Source organism: Pseudomonas laurylsulfativorans (assembly GCF_002906155.1).
Taxonomy (GTDB): Bacteria; Pseudomonadota; Gammaproteobacteria; order Pseudomonadales; family Pseudomonadaceae; genus Aquipseudomonas; species Aquipseudomonas laurylsulfativorans.
This window is the reverse complement of the sequence record NZ_MUJK01000007.1, coordinates 232,712-254,757: the sequence shown is the minus strand read 5'-3', so window position 1 is coordinate 254,757 and position 22,046 is coordinate 232,712. Positions and strand designations below refer to the sequence as shown.

The 22,046-nt window shown below is 60.8% G+C and carries 23 protein-coding genes and 2 pseudogenes; 14 read left to right on the top strand and 11 right to left on the bottom strand.

The window, feature by feature from the left end; all coding sequences use genetic code 11:
- Positions 1 to 711, bottom strand: a complete 711-nt coding sequence (locus B0D71_RS21925) for an ABC transporter ATP-binding protein (RefSeq protein WP_007970153.1) — start codon at positions 709 to 711, stop codon at positions 1 to 3.
- A gap of 148 nt (positions 712 to 859) precedes the next feature.
- Positions 860 to 1,450, bottom strand: coding sequence for a DUF2796 domain-containing protein (locus B0D71_RS21920; protein ID WP_103396586.1), 591 nt, complete (start codon positions 1,448 to 1,450; stop codon positions 860 to 862).
- A gap of 135 nt (positions 1,451 to 1,585) precedes the next feature.
- Here B0D71_RS21920 and B0D71_RS21915 point away from each other — a divergent pair, with 135 nt between their 5' ends.
- Complete coding sequence (locus tag B0D71_RS21915; protein WP_103396585.1) at positions 1,586 to 1,927, top strand: hypothetical protein; 342 nt, start codon at positions 1,586 to 1,588, stop codon at positions 1,925 to 1,927.
- A gap of 104 nt (positions 1,928 to 2,031) precedes the next feature.
- On the opposite strand, the gene trxA is transcribed toward B0D71_RS21915, so the two are convergent.
- Positions 2,032 to 2,904: a thioredoxin gene (gene trxA, locus B0D71_RS21910; protein ID WP_103396584.1), complete on the bottom strand. Its 873-nt coding sequence runs from the start codon at positions 2,902 to 2,904 to the stop codon at positions 2,032 to 2,034.
- Positions 2,905 to 3,220: 316 nt separating this feature from the next.
- Between trxA and B0D71_RS21905 the strand changes: the two genes are divergently transcribed.
- A complete protein-coding gene (locus B0D71_RS21905; RefSeq protein WP_103393606.1) occupies positions 3,221 to 4,183 on the top strand; it encodes an IS110 family transposase in 963 nt (320 codons plus the stop codon).
- A gap of 66 nt (positions 4,184 to 4,249) precedes the next feature.
- Here the strand turns inward: B0D71_RS21905 and B0D71_RS21900 are convergent, their stop codons facing one another.
- Both B0D71_RS21900 and B0D71_RS21895 read right to left on the bottom strand, forming a co-directional pair.
- Entirely contained in the window at positions 4,250 to 4,906 is a 657-nt protein-coding gene (locus B0D71_RS21900) for a class I SAM-dependent methyltransferase (RefSeq protein WP_103396583.1), read from the bottom strand.
- Positions 4,903 to 5,367, bottom strand: a complete 465-nt coding sequence (locus B0D71_RS21895; RefSeq protein ID WP_103396582.1) for a YbaY family lipoprotein — start codon at positions 5,365 to 5,367, stop codon at positions 4,903 to 4,905. The genes B0D71_RS21900 and B0D71_RS21895 overlap by 4 nt, the downstream gene beginning before the upstream one ends.
- 127 nt (positions 5,368 to 5,494) lie before the next feature.
- Here B0D71_RS21895 and nrdR point away from each other — a divergent pair, with 127 nt between their 5' ends.
- The 12 genes and pseudogenes from nrdR to B0D71_RS21835 all read left to right on the top strand — a co-directional run bounded on the left by nrdR (position 5,495) and on the right by B0D71_RS21835 (position 14,447).
- The gene (nrdR, locus tag B0D71_RS21890) at positions 5,495 to 5,959 is read left to right on the top strand and encodes a transcriptional regulator NrdR (protein WP_003228656.1); all 465 of its coding nucleotides are present in this window, start codon (positions 5,495 to 5,497) and stop codon (positions 5,957 to 5,959) included.
- A complete protein-coding gene (gene ribD, locus B0D71_RS21885) occupies positions 5,956 to 7,089 on the top strand; it encodes a bifunctional diaminohydroxyphosphoribosylaminopyrimidine deaminase/5-amino-6-(5-phosphoribosylamino)uracil reductase RibD (RefSeq protein ID WP_103396581.1) in 1,134 nt (377 codons plus the stop codon). The genes nrdR and ribD overlap by 4 nt, the downstream gene beginning before the upstream one ends.
- A gap of 47 nt (positions 7,090 to 7,136) precedes the next feature.
- The gene (locus tag B0D71_RS21880) at positions 7,137 to 7,802 is read left to right on the top strand and encodes a riboflavin synthase (protein ID WP_008018158.1); all 666 of its coding nucleotides are present in this window, start codon (positions 7,137 to 7,139) and stop codon (positions 7,800 to 7,802) included.
- A gap of 31 nt (positions 7,803 to 7,833) precedes the next feature.
- On the top strand, positions 7,834 to 8,925 hold the full coding sequence (gene ribBA / locus B0D71_RS21875; protein ID WP_103396580.1) for a bifunctional 3,4-dihydroxy-2-butanone-4-phosphate synthase/GTP cyclohydrolase II: 1,092 nt from the start codon (positions 7,834 to 7,836) through the stop codon (positions 8,923 to 8,925).
- A gap of 246 nt (positions 8,926 to 9,171) precedes the next feature.
- Positions 9,172 to 9,648 carry a 6,7-dimethyl-8-ribityllumazine synthase gene (gene ribH / locus B0D71_RS21870; protein ID WP_003228649.1) on the top strand — a complete coding sequence of 159 codons (477 nt, stop codon included), beginning with the start codon at positions 9,172 to 9,174 and terminating at the stop codon, positions 9,646 to 9,648.
- On the top strand, positions 9,645 to 10,145 hold the full coding sequence (nusB, locus tag B0D71_RS21865) for a transcription antitermination factor NusB (RefSeq protein WP_008053839.1): 501 nt from the start codon (positions 9,645 to 9,647) through the stop codon (positions 10,143 to 10,145). Before ribH ends, nusB begins: the two co-directional genes overlap by 4 nt.
- An 18-nt stretch (positions 10,146 to 10,163) precedes the next feature.
- On the top strand, positions 10,164 to 11,129 hold the full coding sequence (thiL, locus tag B0D71_RS21860) for a thiamine-phosphate kinase (protein ID WP_103396579.1): 966 nt from the start codon (positions 10,164 to 10,166) through the stop codon (positions 11,127 to 11,129).
- Positions 11,126 to 11,629: a phosphatidylglycerophosphatase A family protein gene (locus B0D71_RS21855; protein WP_007970166.1), complete on the top strand. Its 504-nt coding sequence runs from the start codon at positions 11,126 to 11,128 to the stop codon at positions 11,627 to 11,629. Before thiL ends, B0D71_RS21855 begins: the two co-directional genes overlap by 4 nt.
- 52 nt (positions 11,630 to 11,681) lie before the next feature.
- The gene (locus tag B0D71_RS21850; protein ID WP_103396578.1) at positions 11,682 to 12,437 is read left to right on the top strand and encodes a substrate-binding periplasmic protein; all 756 of its coding nucleotides are present in this window, start codon (positions 11,682 to 11,684) and stop codon (positions 12,435 to 12,437) included.
- Positions 12,438 to 12,613: 176 nt separating this feature from the next.
- Positions 12,614 to 13,231, top strand: coding sequence for a GTP cyclohydrolase II (ribA, locus tag B0D71_RS21845; protein ID WP_056728926.1), 618 nt, complete (start codon positions 12,614 to 12,616; stop codon positions 13,229 to 13,231).
- Positions 13,228 to 13,647 carry an MFS transporter gene (locus tag B0D71_RS21840; RefSeq protein ID WP_103396577.1) on the top strand — a complete coding sequence of 140 codons (420 nt, stop codon included), beginning with the start codon at positions 13,228 to 13,230 and terminating at the stop codon, positions 13,645 to 13,647. The genes ribA and B0D71_RS21840 overlap by 4 nt, the downstream gene beginning before the upstream one ends.
- Positions 13,647 to 14,447 (top strand): annotated as a pseudogene (locus tag B0D71_RS21835) (cobalamin-binding protein). Before B0D71_RS21840 ends, B0D71_RS21835 begins: the two are co-directional and overlap by 1 nt.
- Before the next feature lie 159 nt (positions 14,448 to 14,606).
- Here the strand turns inward: B0D71_RS21835 and B0D71_RS21830 are convergent.
- The 6 genes and pseudogenes from B0D71_RS21830 to B0D71_RS21805 all read right to left on the bottom strand — a co-directional run bounded on the left by B0D71_RS21830 (position 14,607) and on the right by B0D71_RS21805 (position 21,997).
- The gene (locus tag B0D71_RS21830; protein WP_103396576.1) at positions 14,607 to 16,490 is read right to left on the bottom strand and encodes a TonB-dependent receptor domain-containing protein; all 1,884 of its coding nucleotides are present in this window, start codon (positions 16,488 to 16,490) and stop codon (positions 14,607 to 14,609) included.
- Between the two features lie 117 nt (positions 16,491 to 16,607).
- Positions 16,608 to 18,506: a 1-deoxy-D-xylulose-5-phosphate synthase gene (dxs, locus tag B0D71_RS21825; protein WP_103396575.1), complete on the bottom strand. Its 1,899-nt coding sequence runs from the start codon at positions 18,504 to 18,506 to the stop codon at positions 16,608 to 16,610.
- A gap of 91 nt (positions 18,507 to 18,597) precedes the next feature.
- Entirely contained in the window at positions 18,598 to 19,485 is an 888-nt protein-coding gene (gene ispA, locus B0D71_RS21820; RefSeq protein WP_103396574.1) for a (2E,6E)-farnesyl diphosphate synthase, read from the bottom strand.
- A complete protein-coding gene (locus tag B0D71_RS21815; protein WP_007970180.1) occupies positions 19,482 to 19,724 on the bottom strand; it encodes an exodeoxyribonuclease VII small subunit in 243 nt (80 codons plus the stop codon). Before B0D71_RS21815 ends, ispA begins: the two co-directional genes overlap by 4 nt.
- Before the next feature lie 98 nt (positions 19,725 to 19,822).
- A pseudogene (locus B0D71_RS21810) lies at positions 19,823 to 20,392 on the bottom strand (Fic family protein); the annotation flags it as partial.
- Positions 20,393 to 20,560: 168 nt separating this feature from the next.
- Positions 20,561 to 21,997 (bottom strand): IS1182 family transposase, encoded by a 1,437-nt coding sequence (locus B0D71_RS21805; protein WP_103393048.1) that lies wholly within the window; start codon positions 21,995 to 21,997, stop codon positions 20,561 to 20,563.
- Positions 21,998 to 22,046 lie beyond the last annotated feature (49 nt).

The window sequence follows — 22,046 nt, the reverse complement described above, 5'->3', positions numbered from 1 at the left end:
TCAGACCTCGGACGGGGTGGCGGCGCGATTGAGTTCGGCCAGCGACAGGTTGTGGTCGAACAGCGGCGCCAGGCTCTGGTCGTGACTGACGAACAACAGGCTCGACCCGGCTTCGCGGCACTCGGCGAACAGCAGACGAATGAAGTTCTCGCGGGCGTCGTAATCGAGGGCCGAGGTCGGTTCGTCGGCGATCACCAGTTCCGGTTGCCCGATCAAGGCTCGCGCAGCGGCCACTCGTTGCTGCTGGCCGATGGACAGCGAATCGGCGCGGCGACCGAGGATGTTTGCATCCTTCAGACCCAAGTGGGCAAGCAGCGTCGCGGCCGCTTTGTCGACACTGCCGTGGCGTTGTTTCGCCCGTTCGGCGCGCAGTTTCGAGAAGTGGCAGGGGAGTTCGACGTTTTCACGCACCGACAGAAACGGCAGCAGGTTGAACTGCTGGAAGATGTAACCGGTGTGATCGACGCGGAAGTGGTCACGGGCACCGGCCGAGAGTTGCGTCAATTCCTGGCCGAGCAGGCGGATGCTTCCGCGATCAGGTTTCTGCACGCCGCCGAGCAGGCCGAGCAGGGTGGTCTTGCCACTGCCGCTGGGGCCTTTGAGGAACAGGGTTTCCCCACGCTCCAGACGAAACGCCGGGATGTCCAGCAGGGGCGGGTGACCGGGCCAGCTGAAGCCCAGGTCGGACAGTTCGATGAGTGCTTGGGTCATGTGAAACCGGTCAGGTTAGTGGTGAACCCTTGTAGGAGCGAGCTCGCTCGCGAAAAACCTGAGAGCACCGAGGTGAATCAGGCTTGCGGCGTTATCGTTGACGTCCATCGCGAGCGAGCTCGCTCCTACAAAGGGGAACGAGGTGGATTCAGAATTTGAGGGTGGCAGCCTTGGCCGTCACTTCAATGCCTTGCTGCCCGCTCGGGCCGATCAGTTGTACCTGAATTTTCTGGGTGGCCGGGAAACGGGTGAAAATATTCGCCAGGTCCAGCGTCTTCAGTTCCGCCGGTGTGGCGCAGGTGAACTGGTAGTGAGCGTGGATTTCGCTGTGATCATGGTGATGTTCGTGGCCGTCTTCGTCCTTGGCGTCTTCATCGTGATCATCGTCGGCATCGGGCTTGTCGCCGAACAACGGGCTTTCCAGTTCCTGGTTTTCCACCACGCAACCGGCGGCTTTTGGCAGGTTGAACAGGGCCAGTGGTTGCTCAAGTTGCGCGCGGGCGGCGGTGACTTTGGCTTTGTCGGCATCGCTGGTGGCGACATGCTCGAAACCCACCAGGTTCATCGCCGGGCTTTCCAGCTCCAGCTCCAGGGTCTTGCCGTCGAGCGCCGCGTTCAGGCGTCCCACGCCATGTTCGTGGGCACCCAGGCTGCCATGCTCATGATCGTGCTCGTCGGCGGCATGGGCGACGGCCAGAGGCAACAGGGCAAACGGCAGGGCGAGAAGCAGACGACGCATGGCGAGTCTCCGAAATGTAAAATGAAGAAAATGTTATGTAATCTTATAACGTAATTGCGCAGAGTTTGACTGTCTGCTTGGCGTTGCACAAGTCCCATGGGAGCATGCAGGGAAGAAATGTGCAGGAGCAGACCCATGTTGCGAATTCGCGGAAGCATCGGCGACTGGCCGGTGGATTTGACCCTGGAGATGGACGACGCGGACTGGGCGCGACTAGGGGCGCAGTTACAGGTGGAAAAACCCCCGGCCAGCGTGCCAGCGGCGAAACCGCTGAACCAGGATGATGCGCTGTGGCAGATCGCCCGGGATTTGCTACGCAAGGCCGGGCAGCTCAGTGGCCCGGACCTGCTCGATCAACTGGAAGGATTGACTGGCAGCGCGGCGGCGGGCAAGCGCCTGTTGGTGCGCTTGCGCCATAGTCCGGATGTGAAGGTGGAAAGCGGCGCCGATACGCCGATCTATCGCTGGTTGGTGTAGGAGCGAGCTTGCTCGCGAAAGGGCGTCAACGATAACGCGGGAAACCTGATTCACCTCGGTGCTCTCAGGTTTTTCGCGAGCAAGCTCGCTCCTACAAGGCCGGCTTAGTACAGCGCGGCAAACAACTTGCGGCGGTACGTGCTCACCAGCGGGTGGTCATTGCCCAGCAACTCGAACACCTGCAGCAAGGTCTTGTGCGGCAAGCCTTCGCTGTAGCTGCGGTTGCGGATGAACAGTTTGAGCAGTGCATCCAGCGCGGCGTCGTACTGCTGACGGGCCAGTTGCTGAATCGCCAGTTGATAGACCGCCTCATCGTCCAGCGGGTCTTTCGCCAGCCGGGCCTTCAGGTCAGCGGCATCCGGCAAGTCCTTGGCCAAACCGAGAAACTTGATCTGAGCCTTGGCGCCGGCCAGCGCGGCCTTGTGCTCGTCGCTCTTGACTGCATCGAGCACGGCTTGCGCTTCGCCCAGTTCACCGCGTTCGGTCAGGCAACGAGCGTAAAGGATCAGCGCCTTGGCGTTGGTGTTGTCTTCGCCCAGCAGCACTTTGAGCAGGGCTTCGGCATCGGCAAAGCGACTGTCGTCGAACAGCGCCTGGGCCTGTTCGAACGGATCGGCGGCGGCCGGCGGGGGCATCTGTACATGGGGTTCGAGCAGGGCGCGCACGGCGGATTCCGGCTGGGCACCGGCAAAGCCGTCGACAGGCTGGCCGTCCTTGAACAGCACCACGGTCGGCAGGCTGCGGATGCCGAAGCGAGCGACGATGTCTTGTTCGATGTCACAGTTGACCTTGGCCAGCAGCAACTCACCCTGATAGCTCTCGGCAATGCTCTGCAGCATCGGCATCAACACTTTGCAGGGCGCGCACCATTCGGCCCAGAAATCCACCAGCACTGGCTTGTGGAAGGAGTTCTCGATCACCGACTGGTCGAAATCGGCAGTCGTGGCGTCGAAGATGTACGGCGTTTCCTGACTCATGGGCAATCTCTTGGAAGCGTGAATGGGGCAACTATACGGCTTGGTGGGGGGCGCCGAAAGCCGGGTGGTCGTTGGATATGTTTCGTCTGGCAGGACGCCTTCGCGAACAGGCTCGCTTGTATGTTTAGACTTGAAGGGGTGGGTGGGACTAAAGCTCGTCATCTGACTCTGACCAGTACAGACCGTGGGAGACTTCGTCCCACCCCTTCACCTAATGCGCCGATAAGGAATGCATCGGCTCGGACCGACGATAGAAACAAGCCAGCGCAACGGTGAACCCCAACAAGTCTTTAAACCCTAGCTCGGAGGGTGGGCCATGACAATCCTTGATTCTCAGGTGGTCGTTGGTGTGGATGTGGCGAAGGACGAGATTGTTATCTATCGATCCGACCTGGAACGAACCCGAAATGTCGCGAACAAGCGATCAGCCCTGAAGCAATGGCTCAAGACGCTACCTGCGAACAGCGCTATCGCGCTTGAAGCGACCAATATCTATCACCTTGATACAACGGAAATAGCCCATGAAATGGGCCATGACGTTTATGTCATCGATGGCTGTCGCCTCAACAAATACCGCGACGGAATAGGCATGAGGGCGAAAACAGATGCCTTGGATGCCGAACTGCTGGCGCGTTACTTGAGCAGGGAGTCCGACAGACTGAGGATCTGGAGTCCTCCGCCGAAGGCTTACACCCAACTCAAAAGCCTGCTTCGTCGCCGGGCTCAGTTGGTCCGGGGCTGTGTCGCACTCAAGCAAAGCTGGAAAAACGAACCCCTGCTCAAAGAACAGTTCAAGCAGCTTCTGGCCGCCATTGCCCAGTTCGAAAAAACGATTCAGAAAACACTCAAGGAGATTGCTGAGGACGCCGGGATGCAGGATCAGGTGAAGCGCTGCCAGGCCGTCGAGGGTGTCGGGCTCCTGACAGCCACAGCAGCGGCCACAGCGTTTTTGCGTGGAAAATTTGCTAACAGCGACGAATACGTGGCCTTCCTCGGCATGGATCCGCGGGTGAGGCAGTCAGGACAAAAGGATCAAAGGCGTCGACTCTCCAAGCGAGGAGACTCGGAGTTCCGGCGCCTGTTTCACAACAGCGCCATGGCCGCCAGCCGTTCGCCGATCTGGAAACCGTACTACGAGAGTTATCTGGCCAGAGGCCTAAAAGGTACTCAAGCCTTGGTTATCCTGGCACGCAAGCTGGCCAGAGTGATGTTCGCGTTGATGAAAAACCAAAGTGAATACAAGCCTAATTCTATGCTTGGGGGTTCCCCCCAAACATAGAATCTCCCACAGGGGATTTGTGGACGACACGGATCCAGTGTGGGAACGAGCCTGCTCGCGAAGCTTTTAGCCGCGCTGCGCGTGGTACAGGCTCACATGCCGAAACTCGTGGGGCTCGGCCAGGTCCGGCAGGGTCATGGCTTCGAGCATTTCGATGCGTTGGTACAACGGATGACGGAAATCCCTGACGCGGGAGTCCGCCACCAGCGCCTCTCGGCCGCGGCTGAGGAACTGGTCGAGCAGTGGCAGGTTGGCCCGGTCGTACAGCACATCGGCCACCAGGATCAGATCGAAGCGATCGGCCTCGGCGAAAAAGTCCGTCGAATAATTGAGCTGCGCATCATTGAGTTCGGCATTGGCCCGGCACGCGGCAATCGCCAGCGGGTCGAGGTCGCAGGCCACGACTTCGAGCGCCCCGGCCTTCATCGCAGCAATCCCCGCCACTCCGGAACCGGCACCGAAGTCCAGCACCCGCTTGCCTTCAACCCAATGCGGGTTGGCAGCCAGATAGCGGGCCACGGCCAGGCCGCTGGCCCAGCAGAAACTCCAGTACGGTGGCTCATGCAGGATGCGCCGGGTTTCTTCCGGGCTGAAGGCGCGGTCCATGTTGTCGCCGTCGATCAGCCACAGTTTCAAATCGGTTTCCGGCAATGGGCAGGCTACCAGTTGTGCATCACCGAGCAATTCAGCCAAGGCTCGTTGCAGGTCGAGCGGTGCACTCATGGGGCTTTGACGAATTGCAGTTGGCCCAAGGCTTGGGTGGTCGGCTGGCTAATCAGCTGCGACGGCAGGTGCAGGATCAACTGCCCGGACTGACTGGCACGGCCTCGCAGTTCAACGCGGGCTCCGGCCGGGAAGGATTCCGGATTGAAGCGCAGGTGAAACGGCAGCACCTGGTTGTTGCCGATCAGGCTGGAACTGGCGAGCAATTGCTGGGGGCGGTCTTTTTCGTCGATCACCAGCAATGCCAGTTCAACTTCGGCACCTGCCGGTACGCCTTGCAGCGTGCCGCTCAGCTCACGCTGATAGGCGGGCAGCGGGCCGAGTTCGGCGGCCTCCCGGGCTTTCTTCTGTGCTTGCTGCGGCGCCGGGCCTGGCGTTGGCGGCTGGGGCTTGGGTGCATCGCTGCCGCAAGCCACCAGCAGGCTGAAAACACTGAGCAAAATGAGCGGACGTAACGACATTGGTGGCTCCATAAACCTGAATTCCATGGATCAAGTGATCATCCCGTCTGTATACCGCAAACCCTATGGCTTGTCTTGCCACCGGGATGCGCTACCATGGCCCTCCCTTTTTTTGTTGCCTGCCACCATGCACTGTCCCTTCTGCGGTGCCAACGACACCAAGGTCATCGACTCGCGTCTGGTCGCCGAGGGCGAACAGGTGCGCCGCCGGCGTGAATGCCTGGCCTGCGGCGAGCGTTTCACGACGTTCGAGACGGCTGAACTGGTGTTGCCGCGCCTGATCAAAACCGACGGCAGTCGCCAGCCGTTCGACGAAGAAAAACTCCGCGCCGGCATGCAGCGCGCGCTGGAAAAGCGCCCGGTGAGCGTCGAGCGCCTCGAATCGTCGCTGGTGCACATCAAACACAAACTGCGCGCCACCGGCGAACGCGAGGTCAAATCCCTCGTGGTCGGCGAGTTGGTGATGGCCGAGCTGCAGAAGCTCGACGAAGTCGCCTACATCCGCTTCGCCTCGGTATATCGCCGCTTCCAGGATCTCAACGAGTTCCGCGAAGAGATCGATCGCCTGGCCCGTGAACCGGTGAAAGAATGACCACGCCTGCCGAACAAGCCATCCTCGACGCCCACTACATGGCTCGCGCCTTGGAACTGGCGCGCAAGGGGCATTACACGACGCACCCCAATCCGCGGGTTGGTTGCGTGATCGTGCAGGGCGGGCAGATTGTCGGCGAAGGCTGGCACGAGCGCGCCGGTGAACCCCATGCCGAAGTCCACGCCTTGCGCGCGGCCGGTGAGTTTGCTCGTGGCGCCACTGCCTACGTCACCCTTGAACCTTGCAGCCATCACGGCCGTACGCCGCCTTGCGCCGATGCGCTGGTGAATGCCGGCGTGGCCCGGGTAGTCGCGGCGATGCAGGACCCGAATCCGGAAGTCGCCGGTCGCGGCCTGCAACGTCTGGCCCAGGCCGGTATCGCCACCGAAAGCGGTGTGCTGGAAGGCGAGGCGCGCAAGCTTAATCAAGGCTTTCTGAAACGCATGGAACATGGCTTGCCGTTCGTGCGGGTCAAACTGGCCATGAGCCTGGACGGTCGCACGGCGATGGAAAGTGGCGAAAGCCAATGGATCACCGGCCCGGCGGCGCGCTCGGCAGTTCAGCGACTGCGTGCCCAGGCCAGCGTGGTATTGACCGGCGCCGACACGGTGCTGGCGGACAATGCGCGGTTGACCGTGCGCGCCGATGAACTCGGCCTGGACACCGAACAAACGGCCCTGGCCATGAGCCGCCCGCCGCTGCGCGTGCTGGTCGACGGTCGTCTGCGCGTGCCGCTGGACGCACCGTTCTTCAAGGCCGGCCCGGCGCTGGTCGCGACCTGCGTGGCAGTGGAAGAGCAGTACGCCAATGGTCCGGAGTGCCTGATCGTGCCTGGCTACGACGGTCAGGTCGACCTGCGTCAACTGCTGGTCGAACTCGCCGCTCGTGGTGTCAACGAGGTGTTGGTCGAAGCCGGTCCGCGTCTGGCAGGCGCCTTTGCCCAACTCGGTCTGGTGGACGAGTTTCAGATTTTCATCGCCGGCAAGTTCCTCGGTTCCTCGGCGCGACCGCTGCTGGACTGGCCGCTCGCGCAAATGAAGGATGCGCCCGAGCTTAAAATCATCGAAATTCGAGCAGTTGGCGATGACTGGCGAGTCATCGCCATTCCTTTGCCAGCAGCGAGCGTATAATTTCCGGCCATCGCGCAAGCTTTGGCTTTGTTCTCGAGGAGAACCTCATGTTTACCGGCATCATCGAATCCATCGGCAGTATTCGTGCATTGACCCCAAAGGGCGGTGATGTGCGGGTTCACGTCGAAACCGGCAAGCTCGACCTGAGCGATGTCAAACTGGGCGACAGCATCGCGGTCAACGGCGTATGCCTGACCGCCGTCGAGTTACCAGGCAATGGCTTTGCGGCGGACGTCAGTCGCGAAACCCTCGACTGCACCGCCATGAACGACCTGAAAAGCGGCAGCCCGGTCAATCTGGAAAAAGCCCTGACCCCGACCACTCGCCTCGGCGGGCACCTGGTCAGCGGTCACGTCGATGGCGTGGGCGAAGTGGTTGCCCGTACCGAAAACGCGCGCGCCGTGGAATTCCGCATTCGCGCGCCGAAGGACCTGGCCAAGTACATCGCCCATAAAGGCTCGATCACTGTCGACGGCACCAGCCTGACCGTGAACGCAGTCGATGGCGCCGAGTTCCTGCTGACCATCATTCCGCACACCCTGAGCGAAACCATCATGGCGTCGTACCAGCCAGGCCGCCGAGTGAACCTGGAAGTGGACTTGCTGGCCCGTTACCTGGAGCGCCTGTTGCTGGGCGACAAGGCCGCAGAGCCGACCGCCGGCAGCACCATTACTGAAAGCTTTCTGGCCGCCAACGGCTACCTCAAATCCTGAAGCTCAAATTTCGAAAGAAGGGGGGTGCCTTGTGGCGCTCAATAGCATCGAAGAACTGGTTGAAGACATCCGCCAAGGCAAGATGGTCATCCTCATGGATGACGAAGACCGCGAGAACGAAGGCGACCTGATCATGGCCGCCGAGTGCTGCAAGCCCGAGCACATCAACTTCATGGCCAAGCACGCCCGTGGCCTGATCTGCATGCCGATGAGCCGCGAGCGTTGCGAACTGCTCAAGCTGCCGTTGATGGCGCCGCGCAACGGTTCCGGTTTCGGTACCAAGTTCACCGTATCGATCGAGGCGGCCACCGGTGTGACCACCGGCATTTCCGCCGCCGACCGCGCGCGCACCGTGCAAGCGGCGGCCGCCCGTGATGCCAAGGCTGAAGACATCGTCAGCCCGGGCCACATCTTCCCGCTGATGGCCCAGGCTGGTGGCACCCTGGCCCGCGCCGGCCACACCGAAGCGGCGTGCGACCTGGCGCGCATGGCCGGTTTCGAGCCGAGTGGCGTGATCTGCGAAGTGATGAACGACGACGGCACCATGTCCCGTCGCGCCGAACTGGAAGCTTTCGCCGCTGAGCACGACATCAAGATCGGCACAATCGCCGACCTGATTCACTACCGCATGATCCACGAACGTACCGTTCAGCGGATTGCCGAGCAGCCACTGGACAGCGAACTGGGCCAATTCAACCTGGTGACCTATCGTGATTCGGTGGAAGGCGACGTGCACATGGCGCTGACCCTGGGCAATGTCTGCGCCGAAGAACCGACCCTGGTTCGCGTGCACAACATGGACCCGCTGCGCGACCTGCTGATGGTCAAGCAACCAGGCCGCTGGAGCCTGCGCGCCGCGATGGCTGCGGTTGCCGAGGCTGGCAGTGGCGTGGTGCTGTTGCTCGGTCACCCGCTCGATGGCGACGTGTTGCTGGCGCACATCCGCGAAACCGCCGATCAGGCTGCCGTGAAAAAACCGACCACCTACAGCATTGTCGGTGCCGGTTCGCAGATCCTGCGTGACCTGGGCGTACGCAAAATGCGCCTGATGTCGGCACCGATGAAATTTAATGCGATATCCGGTTTCGATCTGGAAGTTGTAGAATACGTGCCCTCCGAATAAGACACCGGGTTTTGGCATCGTTGTTCACTTAAGGCTTGTTTGATTTACTGTGGCGAGGGAGCTAGCTCCCGCTTGGGTGCGCAGCGCCCACAAGAGGGGCCGCTACGCAGCCCAGCGGGAGCAAGCTCCCTCGCCACAACGAGTTGCAAGTGAACACCGATGCGGGTTCCGGCGCTGTATTCGCGGCTAACAAATCACTGAGGGACGCGTAGAAAACACGTCCCGGCTCTTTAAGAGATCTAACGAATGACCCTGAAGACCATCGAAGGTACCTTCATCGCCCCTAAAGGCCGCTACGCTCTGGTAGTGGGCCGTTTCAACAGCTTCGTCGTTGAAAGCCTGGTCAGCGGTGCAGTTGATGCCCTGGTTCGCCACGGCGTAAGCGAAAGCGACATCACCATCATCCGCGCACCTGGCGCCTTCGAAATCCCGCTGGTTGCGCAGAAAGTCGCTCAGAAAGGCGAGTTCGCGGCAATCATCGCCCTGGGCGCGGTCATTCGTGGCGGCACTCCGCACTTCGAATACGTGGCTGGCGAATGCACCAAGGGCCTGGCCCAGGTGTCCATGGAGTTCGGCGTACCGGTTGCATTCGGCGTGCTGACCGTTGACTCCATCGAGCAAGCCATCGAACGTTCCGGTACCAAAGCCGGTAATAAAGGTGCCGAAGCTGCCCTGTCCGCTCTGGAAATGGTCAGCCTGCTGGCGCAGTTGGAGGCCAAGTGATTAGCGACGAAAGCGATCGTTTCAACCCGCGCGATCCAAAGCCTGCGGATGCCGGCAAGCCATCGAAAAGCGTCAAGCGTCGTGAGGCTCGTCAGCTCGCGACCCAGGCGCTGTACCAATGGCACATGGCCAAGCAGTCGCTGAACGAGATCGAAGCGCAGTTCCGGGTCGATAACGATTTCACCGATGTTGATGGCGCGTACTTCCGCGAAATTCTTCACGGGGTTCCGCAGTTCAAGACCGAAATCGACACCGCACTCACGCCTTGCCTCGATCTGACCATCGAAGAGCTGGACCCGGTTGAACTGGCGGTTCTGCGCCTGTCCACCTGGGAACTGCTCAAGCGCGTCGACGTGCCATACCGCGTTGTGATCAACGAAGGTATCGAACTGGCCAAGGTTTTCGGTTCCACCGACGGCCACAAGTTCGTCAACGGCGTGCTCGACAAGCTGGCCCCGCGCCTGCGTGAAGCTGAAGTGAAGGCGTTCAAGCGCTGAAACGCGCTTGATACTTCAATGGGCGAGTTTGAGCTGATCCGCAACTTCTTCGCCGCCGCGCCTTGTGCGCAGGGCGGCGAAGGCGTTGCCCTCGGGATTGGCGATGACTGCGCCTTGCTGGCTGTTCCTCCCGGGGAACAGTTGGCGATTTCTACCGATACGCTGGTGGCCGGTGTGCATTTCGCCGATCCCTGCGATCCGTTTCTGCTCGGCCAGCGCTCGCTGGCCGTGGCCGTCAGCGACCTGGCTGCCATGGGCGCCACCCCGGTTGCCTTCACCCTTGCCCTGACCTTGCCGACGGTGACCGCCGATTGGTTGCAAGCCTATGCCCGTGGTTTGAACCTGATGGCGCAAAGCTGCGGCGTGGCATTGGTTGGCGGCGACACCACCCGCGGGCCATTGAGCTTGACCATGACCGTGTTCGGCCGTGTCCCGAGTGGCCTGGCGTTGACCCGCAGCGGCGCGCGGCCGGGCGACCTGCTGTGTGTCGGTGGCGACCTGGGCAATGCTGCCGGTGCCTTGCCCTTGGTGCTCGGTCAGCGCACGGCCCAAGCGAGCATTACCGAGCCATTGCTGGCGCATTACTGGTCACCGCAACCGCAGCTCGGCTTGGGTCAGGCGCTGCGGGGCAAGGCCACGTCGGCGATGGATATCTCTGACGGCCTGCTCGCGGATTGTGGGCATATCGCGCTGGCCTCGAAGGTCGGCATCGAAGTCGAACGTGATCGTTTGCCGCTGTCGCAGAGCCTGGTCGCCTTTCTCGGTCAAGCGCAAGCACAGGTGGCGGCCCTGAGTGGAGGCGACGATTACGTCCTGGCCTTCACCTTACCGTCCGTCGAGTTGCCGCTATTGCTGGCCGATGGCTGGCCGATCCATGTGATTGGCCGGGTGGTGACGGGGCAGGGCGTGACGCTGCTGGACGCCGATGGCAAGGACATCACCCCGCAAACCCGGGGTTATCAACATTTTCGGGAGTCACCGTGACAGATCATCCCAAACAGGTCCCGGCGGAATTCGTACCGCCGTCGGTCTGGCGTAATCCATGGCACTTCCTGGCGTTCGGCTTCGGCTCGGGCACCTTGCCAAAGGCGCCCGGCACTTGGGGGTCGTTAGTTGCGTTACCCTTTATTCCGTTGTGGCAGATGCTGCCGGACTGGGGTTACTGGCTGATGCTGGGCATCACCATGCTGTTCGGCTTCTGGCTGTGCGGTAAAGTGGCCGACGATTTGCGGGTACACGACCATGAGGGCATCGTCTGGGACGAAATGGTCGGGATGTGGATCACCCTGTGGCTGGTGCCGGAAGGTTGGCAGTGGTTGCTGGCGGGCTTCTTGATGTTCCGCTTCTTCGACATCCTCAAACCGTGGCCGATTCGCTGGATCGACCGGCACGTGCATGGCGGCGTTGGCATCATGCTCGATGATGTCCTGGCCGGGGTGTTCGCCTGGTTGGCGATGCAGGGACTTGTGTGGTTTTTCGCCTGACCGGAAATGTCCAGGCGTTAATCAGGAGAACTGTTAATCGGGAGAAGCAGGGATGGCTCTACGCGGATTGATGGTGCTGGCGTTCGCGATGTTTTGCTCTTTTGCCCTGGCGGGCGGTGGGGTTGCCACGCCGCCGTCGGTGATTCATCTGGCCAGCGAAGACTGGGAGGACTACACCGCCGCTGACGGTCATGGCCTGGGTTGGGACGTGCTGCGACAAGTGTTCGAGCCGGTGGGTGTCAAGGTCGACATCCGCACCGAGCCCTACTTGCGTTCGCTGGGCCTGGCCGAACGCGGCGAGGTCGACGCCTGCGTCGGTTCCTATCGTGACGAATCCGAGGGTGTGCTCTATCCCCATTGGAACTTCGACACCGATCACATCTATGCCTTGGGCCTGGCCAGCAGTCCGGTACCGACCCCGCAAACCCTGGGCAATTATCGACTGGCGTGGATTCGAGGCTACGATTACCAGGATTACTTGCCCAATGTGCGCCGCTTCGACGAGGTGCTGCGGCGTACCGGCATCGTGTCGATGCTGACCCACAATCGTGCCGACTTCTATATCGACGCCCTGACCGAAGTCGATTACGTCATCAGCCGCGCCAAGGATCCGTCCCAGCTGCGGCGCACCCATATTGCAGAGTTGCCGCTGTACCTGTGTTTCGCCAAGACACCAAAGGCACGCAGCCTGATGGTCCTGTTCGATCAGCGCATGGAGCAACTGGTGAAAACCGGCGAGCTGAAACCGATCTTCGAGCGCTGGAAACAGCCGTATCCGTTTGATTCGAATGCTTCCCAGATCCGATGACTGATACAGAACCCTGTGGGAGCGAGCAAGCTCGCTCACACAGGGGAATTGTCTTCAGGGCGTACATCAAACATTTTGATAGTTATCGCCGATAATTCAGCCTAAGCGTCCTCCGGAACCTGCTGTTACAATGCCGGCTCTGCGAATCTTCAGACTTTTAGATCAGGAGCACACCGGTGCCTGTCGTTTTTGTCGCCGCTTCCAAGCTGCCAACGCCTTTTGCGCAATTCACCATGCACGGCTTCCTCGATGAAGCCACCGGCCGCGAGCACGTTGTGCTGAGCCTGGGTGAGATCGCCGACGGTGCCCCGGTGCTCGGCCGGTTGCACTCCGAATGCCTGACGGGCGATGCCCTGTTCAGCCAGCGTTGCGACTGCGGCTCGCAACTGGAGGCCGCCTTGCAGGCCATCGCCCGCGAAGGTCGTGGCGTTTTGCTCTACCTGCGTCAGGAAGGTCGTGGCATTGGCCTGCTGAACAAGATCCGCGCCTATGAGTTGCAGGACGGTGGCGCCGATACCGTTGAAGCCAACGAGCGCCTGGGCTTTGCCGCCGACCAGCGTGACTACGCCATGTGCCTGCCGATGCTGGAGCACCTGGGCGTGAAGTCCCTGCGTCTGATGACCAACAATCCGCGCAAAGTTAAAGCCTTGACCGACATGGGCATCGTGGTCGCCGAGCGCGTGCCGCTGCACACCGGCCACAACCCGCATAACCGACTCTACCTGGCGACCAAGGCCAGCAAGCTCGACCACATGATGGGCAATGAGCATCAGGGCGAGGTAGACCGGGCGTGACCCGCGGTCAGGTGCGACGGCGACTGTCCGTCAACTGGTGGCAATACCTGGCGCTGGCCTTGTTGCCGCTGTTTGTGATCAACGCGGTGTTCGGCCAGAGCGACGCCATCCTGCCGGTGCTGGCGATGCCCTTGTTCATCGCCGGAGTCGCCTCGATGTTTGTCAGCCTGAAGTTTTTCGGTGCTTACAAGCACGCGCTGATCGCCACCCAGAAAGCCCTCGATACCCCTGAAGAACCTGCCGCCTGGATCAGTCTGGCGGCCAAGCGGCGCACGGCATTCCTCGCCGCCGGGTTGCCGGCCTGGATCGGCGCACTGGCGGTGTTCGTCGGTCTCGAAGCGGTGCCGCTGATGCTGCTGGCGCTGTCGACCGCCGTGCTGTTCTACCTCTACCGTATTCCGCGTCAACTCGGTTGATGCGCGCGGTCTGGCTGGCGGTTTTGTTGCTGGCCGCCAGCCGCTCGACCATCGCGGTCGAGCGGGTTGTCAGCCTTGCGCCATCGCTCTCTGAAATCGTCGTCGAACTGGGTTCCGCCGACCTGCTGGTCGGTGTGCTGGACGCCGGTGAGCGACCTGCCGAGCTCAAGAATCTGTCCTCTGTTGGCCGCTATGGCCAGTTGGACATGGAGCGCTTGCTCAGCCTGAAACCCGATCTGTTGCTGCTGTGGCCTGGTAGCGTCGGTCCGGCCCAACGCGACCAGCTCAAGCGCCTGAACATTCCCACCTACGTCGCCGAACCTCATAGCCTGGACCAGCTCGCCGTGCAGATCTAGGCCATTGCCGCTCAGCTCGGCCGGCCTGAGCGCGGCACTTCATTGGCCACCGAATTACGCCAGCGGCTGAATGAATTGCGTCAACGCTATCGACGGGATCGGCCGTTGCGAGTGTTCTATCAAGTCTGGGATCGGCCGCTGTACACGATTGGCGGCGAGCAGATCATCAGCGATGCGCTGGAGGTGTGCGGTGCCCAAAACGTGTTTGCCGATCTGAAACTGCCGGCACCGCAAGTCAGCGTGGAAGCTGTGCTGCAGCGTAATCCCGAAGTGATTCTGGCCAGCGAACAGGCGCAGCTCGATGCGTGGAAAGCCTGGCCGCAGGTGGCGGCGGTGGCACAAGGGCAATTGCGTTTGGTGACGGACAAAGGCCTGGAGCGGCCGAGTGGGCAGATGGTCGAGGCAACCGCCAAGCTTTGCCAGTTGATTGCGCCTGACCACTGACCACTGACCTGTGGCGAGGGGGGCTTGCCCCCGTTGGGCTGCGAAGCGGCCCCAAGTCCTGCAATGGTGTTTCATCAGGCATGCCCCGTCAGCCGGATTGCGGTTGCTGTGCAACCGAACGGGGGCAAGCCCCCTCGCCACAAGTGATCGAGTCTGGCTTTAGATCCCAGGTGTCCAGGTCACCCCGAACATCCACGCCCGACCTTCTTCGCGATACCCATACTGGCTACCTAGGTAGCTGTACAGCGCCCGGCTGTAACCCTTGTCCAGCAGGTTGTCGACCTTCAGCTCCAGCTTGATTTCACGATTGAGCTCCCAACTGCTACGCAACCCCAGCAAGGCATAACCGCCCAACGGCTGTTGATTGTTCAAGTCGTCATAGCTGCTGCTGACCGCTTGCCAGCTGGCGCCAAGGCCAAGGCGATCGAACTGCCGGTCCAGATCCCAGCTCAAGGTGCGCCGTGCGCGACGAGCCAGGGTATGCCCGGTGTCACGGTCGCGCGGGTCGATGATCGCCACGCCAAGATTGCTCTGCCAGTCGAACAGTTCCTGCTTCAGCGCCGCTTCGAAGCCGTTGATCCGCGCCGAGGCGACGTTCTCCGGGCGCGAGTTGCTGCCGAATATGATCGCGTCTTCAAGGTCGGTGCGATACAGCGACGTCTCCAGGCGGCTGCTCTCGGTCAATTGGCTGCGCCATTGCAGCTCATAGCTTTTCGAGGTTTCAGGCTTGAGGTCCGGGTTGCTGAAATCCGGGTAGTACAGGTCGTTGAACGTCGGCGCGCGGAAGCCTTCGCTGTAGGTCAGCAGCACTTCGTTGTCCGGATTCAGCGGCAGGGTGAAGGTGCCGCTCCAGGTGTTCTGGCTGCCGAACTGCTGGTTATCGTCGTGACGCAAGCCCAACTCTGTGGAGAAGCTGTCGGCCTCAAAGCGATGCTGGATGAATGCGGCGCGGTTCCAGCGGCTGTTTTCGTCGAACGCCGTGCTGCTATTGATCCGGTCTTCATACCAGTCGCCGCCCAGCATCAGGCTGTTTCGCTCGTTGAGCGTCAGGTCGTTCTGCCAAGTCACCGAGTCGCGATAGGTGTTGAACACCGTGCGCTCATCGCTGAGCTTGTCGAGGGTCTTCTCACGGTTTTCGCTGTGGCCGAAATCAACGCGGGTTTTCCAGCGATCGTTGACCCGTGCATCGACATAGCTGCTGACGCTGCTCACATCGAAGTCGCTGTAGGGCTGTTGCTGGACCGACTCGAACGTATTCATGTCGAAGCGACCGAAGGGGTTGTCGAACTCGCTCTTGCCACGGTTATCCAGCACATTGGCGCCAACTTCGATATCGTCGGACAGAGCGTGGCTCAGGCTCAGGCTAAACGACTTGTTGCGGTATTCGTCATGGTCGCCGTCGCTGGGATACGACTCGTGAGTGCGATTGATCCCGGCGGTTTCGTCGAGGCTGGCGCCAAAGTTGAAGCGGGTTTTTTCATCACCGCCGGACAAGCCGAGACTGCGCTCCCAGGTCTGGTTGCTGCCAAATCCCACATGCAGCCGAGGTTGCAAGCCCTGTTCGCCGCCACGGCGGGTGAAGATCTGGATCACCCCGCCAATGGCATCGCTGCCGTAAATCACCGAGCGGGAGCCGCGTAGCACTTCCACGCGCTCGACTTGTTCGATGTTGATGTGCTGCAGGTTGCTGTCACCGGAAGTCGAACTGCCGATGCGCTGACCGTCCACCAGCACCAGGCTTTGGGCCGACTGGGTGCCGCGGATGTAAACACCCGGAAGGCTGCCGCGCCCGCCGGTCTGCGAGACTTGCACGCCCGGCACCCGACGCAGCAGGTCGGTGACGCTGTCGGGTTGCAGGCGATCGATGTCGTCGCGGGTGAACACGGTGTTGGCGGCGCTGCTGTCGTTTCGCGCTTCGACCTGGCGGTTGGCGCTGATCAACACGTCGGGCAGTTTCAGGGCCTGGTCGCGTTCGAAGGTGTCGGCCAGCAGTTGACCGGCCGGCAGCAGGGTCAGCGTCAGGGCGATGCGAAAGAAATTCATAACTTTTTTCGTAGAAGCGAAAGAGTACACAGTCCCTGTAGGAGCTGGCTTGCCGGCGATGGCGACCTTGAAAACACCATCGCCAGCAAGCCGGCTCCTACAGGTGTGGTATCGGATTTAGATGTTGAGCAGTTGCAGGCGCTCGCGGATCGAAGCCTCGATCCCCGCTTCATCCAGCCCACACTCAGCCAGCATTTGCGCAGGCTTGGCGTGTTCGACGTAAATGTCCGGCAAGCCCAGGTGCAGCATCGACTTGAGGATGTTTTCGCGGGCGAGGAATTCGCTGACTGCGCCACCGGCGCCGCCCATGATTGCGTTCTCTTCGACGGTCACCAGCAGCTCGTGGCTGCCGGCGATTTCGCGAACCAGTGCTTCATCCAGCGGTTTGACGAAACGCATGTCGACCACGGTCGCGTCCAGCGTCTCGGCGACTTTCAGGGCTTCGGCCAGTTGCACGCCGAACACCAGCAGGGCGACTTTGCTGCCCTGGCGACGAACTATGCCTTTGCCGATCTCGATCGGCTCGAGGTCTTTCTCGATGGTCGCGTTCGGGCCGTTGCCGCGTGGGTAACGCACCACCGCCGGGCCTTCATACAGGTGACCGGTGGTGAGCATCTTGCGCAGTTCGTTTTCGTCGCTCGGGGTCATCACCAGCATGCCAGGGATGCAGCGCAGGTACGAAAGGTCGAAACTGCCGGCGTGGGTCGGACCGTCTTCGCCCACCAGGCCGGCGCGGTCGATGGCGAACAGCACGTCGAGATTCTGCACGGCGACGTCATGCACCAACTGGTCGTAGCCGCGCTGCAGGAAGGTCGAATAGATGGCCACCACGGGTTTGGCGCCTTCGCAGGCCATGCCGGCCGCGAGAGTGACGGCGTGCTGCTCGGCAATGGCCACGTCGAAGTAGCGCAGCGGGAATCGTTCGCTGAAAGCGACCAGGTCCGAGCCTTCCTTCATCGCCGGGGTAATCCCGACCAGGCGCGGATCGGCAGCCGCCATGTCGCATAGCCATTCGCCGAACACGCCGGAGTATTTCGGGCCGCTGGCCTTTTTCGGCGCGGCAGCCGGAGCATCCAGCGGTTCGAGTTTGGTGATGGCGTGGTAACCGATCGGGTCGACTTCCGCCGGGGCGAAGCCTTTGCCTTTCTTGGTGACGATGTGCAGGAACTGCGGGCCTTTCAGATCGCGCATGTTGCGCAGGGTGGCGATCAGGGTCGGCAGGTCGTGGCCATCGATCGGGCCGATGTAATTCCAGCCCAGCTCTTCGAACAGCGTGCCGGGAACCAGCATGCCTTTTGCGTATTCTTCGGTGCGACGGGCGATTTCCCAGGCACCGGGCAGGCGCGACAGCACTTTCTTGCTGCCTTCGCGCATGCTTGCGTAGGTGCGGCTGGAAAGGATCTTCGCCAGATAGTTCGACAAGCCACCGACGTTGCGCGAGATCGACATGTCGTTGTCGTTGAGGATCACCAGCATGTTGGCGTCCACTTCCGGCGCATGGTTGAGCGCCTCGAACGCCATGCCCGCGGTCAACGCACCGTCGCCGATCACCGCGATCGCCTTGCGATCACTGTTTTGCAGGCGGGCGGCAATCGCCATGCCCAGCGCGGCACTGATCGAGGTACTGGAGTGGCCGACGCCAAAGGTGTCGTACTCGCTCTCGGAGCGACGCGGGAAGGCTGCAATGCCGTCCTTCTGGCGCAGGGTGCCCATGCGCTCGCGACGACCGGTGAGGATCTTGTGCGGATAAGCCTGATGACCCACGTCCCACACCAGCCGGTCGTCCGGGGTGTCAAAGACGTAGTGCAGCGCGATGGTTAGCTCGATCACGCCCAGGCCTGCACCGAAATGCCCACCGGTCTGGCCGACCGTGTAGAGCAATTCCAGGCGCAACTCATCGGCCAGGGTTTCCAGCTCGGCTTCGCCTAACCGGCGCAGGCCGTCCGGCGTATTCGCGCGGTCGAGCAGGGGCGTGGTTGGGCGCTTGCGGGGAATCTCATGAAACGTCGTGGGCATCAGGCGAATCGTTATAGGTATAAAAGATGCGGCAGTTTACCTGATGCATCGTCCCCTGCCCACGCGTTGGTCCTTTTTGGCGGAATCGCCGTCAGCTGCGGCGATCGACGATATACCGGGCCAGATCACGCAATGGCTCGGCGGCCGCGTCAAACGGTCGCAGTGCGTGCAAGGCCTGATCGCGCAGTTCCAGGGCGTAAGCCTTGGCCGCTTCGAGACCGAGCAGGGCCGGATAGGTCGGTTTGTCCCGGGCAATGTCGGCGCCCTGGCGTTTGCCGAGTGTTTCGGTATCGCTTTCGACGTCGAGAATGTCGTCCTGCACCTGGAATGCCAGGCCAATGGCCTGTGCATAAGTCTGCAGGGACTTGAGTTCGTCTTTCTCGGCACGGCCGCTGGCCAGGGCGCCGAGTTTGACGCTGGCCTCGATCAACGCGCCGGTCTTGTGCCGGTGCATGTATTCCAGGGCTTTCTGGTCGAGCTTCAGGCCGACCGAACCGAGGTCGATGGCCTGACCACCGACCATGCCCGCCGGGCCTGCCGCCAGTGCCAGGGCGCTGACCATTTGCAGGCGGATTTCTGCATCCGGCGCGCTCAGGCGTGGGTCGAGCAGCGCGCTGAAAGCCAGGCTCTGCAGACCGTCACCGGCGAGGATCGCGCAGGCTTCATCGAATTTTTTGTGGGTGGTTGGCTGGCCGCGACGCAGATCGTCATCGTCCATCGCCGGTAAATCGTCGTGCACCAGTGAATAGGCGTGGATCAGTTCCACGGCACAGGCCGCGCCGTTGGCTTGCTCAGGCTTGCCGCCCAGCGCTTCGCACGCGGCGTAGGCCAGAAGAGGGCGCACGCGTTTGCCGCCATTCATCACGCTGTAGCGCATGGCCTCGTACAGCCGCGCCAGCTCGGGGCTCGGTGCCGTGAACAGTGTTTCCAGAGCCGCATTGACGCGGGCCTGGCTGGTGGCCGAGTAGGCTGCAATCATTCTGGTTGGTCCGCGTCGAAGGGTTCCTCTGCCAACTCGCCATCACGCTCGAGCAGCACTTGAACCTTTTGCTCGGCCTGGGCCAGCGCCGCCTGGCAATCGCGGGTCAGACCGATGCCTTGCTCGAAAGCGGCCAGCGAGTCCTCCAGCGACAATTCGCCATTCTCCAGACGCTCCACCAGCGTTTGCAGGTCGGCGAGGGACTGTTCGAAATCCAGTGCAGCTTTTTTGCGGGCCATGGCGGCGATTTCCGGTTGACGTTAAACCGGCGCGACACTAGCAGATAGGGGGTTCAGGGGCAAATGAGCAGGGGTGTTGGGTGCGATGGTTCCAGGGCTCAGGATTGCGCCTTATCGGGATATTTGATCTGGTAACGAGTGCTGCGCCCACCACCGGGCAGGCGTTGCAGGCAGTCTTTGTTCAGCAGTTCGGCCAGATGACGGGTCGCGGTTGCTTTGGATACTTTGGCCACGGCCTGGTACTGAGCCGCGCCGATACCGTGCTCGAAGCCTCTTTCGCCGCCATCGAGCAAGCGATTGAGTACTTTGGTTTGTTCGGCCGACAACTCGGATGATTGGTGCGCCTGCCAGAATCGCGCCTTGCCCAGCACATTGTCGATTCTCGTCATGGCTTGTTGCAGGCTGCGCAGAAGCGTTTGCAGGAACCATTCCAGCCACTCAGTGATATCGGTCGTAGCTTTCTGACTGTTTTCCAGCATCCGATAGTAACCGGTGCGATCCTCAAGAATGCTCGCCGACATTGCGTAAAAACGAATCGCCTGAGCCTCGCCCTGTGCCAATGCCAGATCGGTGATGGTGCGCGTGAGACGACCATTGCCGTCGTCAAAAGGGTGGAGTGTGACAAACCAGAAGTGGGCGACGCCAGCTCGCAGCAATGGGTCCAGGCTGTGTGAAAACGCACTGAGTACGTCGATAACGGAGAGTTGCGTGCGTTGCCTGCGAAACAGCAGACGGAAGCGCGAATTACCTTAGTCAGCTACATAGGTGTTCGTAAATGCGATTTGGGCCGCGCCAGCGGCCCAAATCGCTACTAACGGGCGAGCAAGCGGCTGGACTCACGCCCTGATCGCTTCAAGCAATCCTGCAATGCCGAAGATGCTCATCATTCGCTTGAGGTTGTAGGCGAGCACATGAAGGCTCATCTCGGTGCTTACCCTCGGCAGGGTTTTGGTCAGGAAGTGGGTACTTCCCATCCAGTATTTGAGCGTTCCAAAAGGATGTTCAACGGTCTGGCGGCGACGCCTCATCATCGTTGGATCATGATCCAGCCGAGCCTGCATTGCATCGACTACGGCTTCATGTTCCCAGCGCTTTACCCGGCGTTCTTTACTCGTGGTGCATTGCTTTTGCATTGAGCAGGACTGGCAGCCCGAGAAGTAGTAACAATGCAATAACATGCCGTCTTCCACCGACGAATACCGCCGGGTCAGTAACTGTCCCGCTGGGCATCGATACTCGTCCGATGCAGCAACGTAGATGAAGTCCTGCTTGCCAAATCGGCCTTCGGCTTTGCTGCCAGATGTGAGGGGTTTCGGTACGAAGGTAGTGATGCCGGCTTGCTCGCAAGCAAGGATTTCCAGACCTTTGTAATAGCCTCGGTCGGCCACCACCGTTAGCGATTCAGCCTCGATTTCTTCACGCGCCTGGTTCGCCATATTGCTCAGTTGCCCACGATCATTACCAACATTGGTCACCTCATGGGCAATGATCAGATGGTGTTTGTCGTCGACAGCTGTTTGGACGTTGTAACCAACTGTTCCGGTGCCTCGGCCGCTCGTGGCCATTGAGCGTGCATCTGGATCGGTAAGAGAGATTTGCTGGTCTGGACTGTCGTGGAGCTGCGCCTCGATGTCCTTGAGTTTCTGCATCTGCTTTTTCAGCGTTTCTATCTTTTCTTTCAACCGCTCGGCCTTGGCCTCGGCTACTTCGGGTGTTGCCCGATCCGCCGAATCCATCGCTGTTAGATAACGGTCAATGCTCTGTTCAATCTGCTGCATGCGTGCCTTCACTTTGCCCTGGGTGAAGTTACGGTCGCGATTATTGACGGCTTTGAATTTGCTGCCATCGATGGCGATGATTGATTGGGAGAAGAGATTGAGGTTGCGACAAAGCACTACGAATTGCCGGCAGACGCTGCGAATAGCTTTGCCGTTGTCTTTGCGAAAGTCGGCAATGGTTTTGAAGTCCGGAGCCAAACGTCCCGTCAGCCACATCAACTCGACATTGCGCTCGGCCTCGCGCTCCAGCCGGCGGCTGGACTGAATCCGATTCAGGTAGCCGTAGATATAGATCTTCAGCAAGATCGCTGGATGGTAGGCCGGACGCCCCGTTGCAGCAGGATCAACACCTTCAAATCCAAGTGCACCCAGGTCGAGTTCATCGACGAAAACGTCGACCACTCGCACTGGATTTTCTTCGGCTACGTAATCGTCCAAGCACTCAGGCAGCAACGTGACTTGCGTCCGAGCCTCACCTTCAATGAATCGCTTCATGATCGCCCCCAATACGATCTAGACGATCAGAAGGTTAGACAAACACTGG

What these genes read in the sequence shown, in the direction of transcription:
- B0D71_RS21925 (WP_007970153.1), bottom strand. Translation starts at nt 711, where the DNA reads ATGACCCAAGCACTCATCGAACTGTCCGACCTGGGCTTCAGCTGGCCC.
- B0D71_RS21920 (WP_103396586.1), bottom strand. Translation starts at nt 1,450, where the DNA reads ATGCGTCGTCTGCTTCTCGCCCTGCCGTTTGCCCTGTTGCCTCTGGCC.
- B0D71_RS21915 (WP_103396585.1), top strand. Translation starts at nt 1,586, where the DNA reads ATGTTGCGAATTCGCGGAAGCATCGGCGACTGGCCGGTGGATTTGACC.
- trxA (WP_103396584.1), bottom strand. Translation starts at nt 2,904, where the DNA reads ATGAGTCAGGAAACGCCGTACATCTTCGACGCCACGACTGCCGATTTC.
- B0D71_RS21905 (WP_103393606.1), top strand. Translation starts at nt 3,221, where the DNA reads ATGACAATCCTTGATTCTCAGGTGGTCGTTGGTGTGGATGTGGCGAAG.
- B0D71_RS21900 (WP_103396583.1), bottom strand. Translation starts at nt 4,906, where the DNA reads ATGAGTGCACCGCTCGACCTGCAACGAGCCTTGGCTGAATTGCTCGGT.
- B0D71_RS21895 (WP_103396582.1), bottom strand. Translation starts at nt 5,367, where the DNA reads ATGTCGTTACGTCCGCTCATTTTGCTCAGTGTTTTCAGCCTGCTGGTG.
- nrdR (WP_003228656.1), top strand. Translation starts at nt 5,495, where the DNA reads ATGCACTGTCCCTTCTGCGGTGCCAACGACACCAAGGTCATCGACTCG.
- ribD (WP_103396581.1), top strand. Translation starts at nt 5,956, where the DNA reads ATGACCACGCCTGCCGAACAAGCCATCCTCGACGCCCACTACATGGCT.
- B0D71_RS21880 (WP_008018158.1), top strand. Translation starts at nt 7,137, where the DNA reads ATGTTTACCGGCATCATCGAATCCATCGGCAGTATTCGTGCATTGACC.
- ribH (WP_003228649.1), top strand. Translation starts at nt 9,172, where the DNA reads ATGACCCTGAAGACCATCGAAGGTACCTTCATCGCCCCTAAAGGCCGC.
- thiL (WP_103396579.1), top strand. Translation starts at nt 10,164, where the DNA reads ATGGGCGAGTTTGAGCTGATCCGCAACTTCTTCGCCGCCGCGCCTTGT.
- B0D71_RS21850 (WP_103396578.1), top strand. Translation starts at nt 11,682, where the DNA reads ATGGCTCTACGCGGATTGATGGTGCTGGCGTTCGCGATGTTTTGCTCT.
- B0D71_RS21830 (WP_103396576.1), bottom strand. Translation starts at nt 16,490, where the DNA reads ATGAATTTCTTTCGCATCGCCCTGACGCTGACCCTGCTGCCGGCCGGT.
- dxs (WP_103396575.1), bottom strand. Translation starts at nt 18,506, where the DNA reads ATGCCCACGACGTTTCATGAGATTCCCCGCAAGCGCCCAACCACGCCC.
- ispA (WP_103396574.1), bottom strand. Translation starts at nt 19,485, where the DNA reads ATGATTGCAGCCTACTCGGCCACCAGCCAGGCCCGCGTCAATGCGGCT.
- B0D71_RS21815 (WP_007970180.1), bottom strand. Translation starts at nt 19,724, where the DNA reads ATGGCCCGCAAAAAAGCTGCACTGGATTTCGAACAGTCCCTCGCCGAC.
- B0D71_RS21805 (WP_103393048.1), bottom strand. Translation starts at nt 21,997, where the DNA reads ATGAAGCGATTCATTGAAGGTGAGGCTCGGACGCAAGTCACGTTGCTG.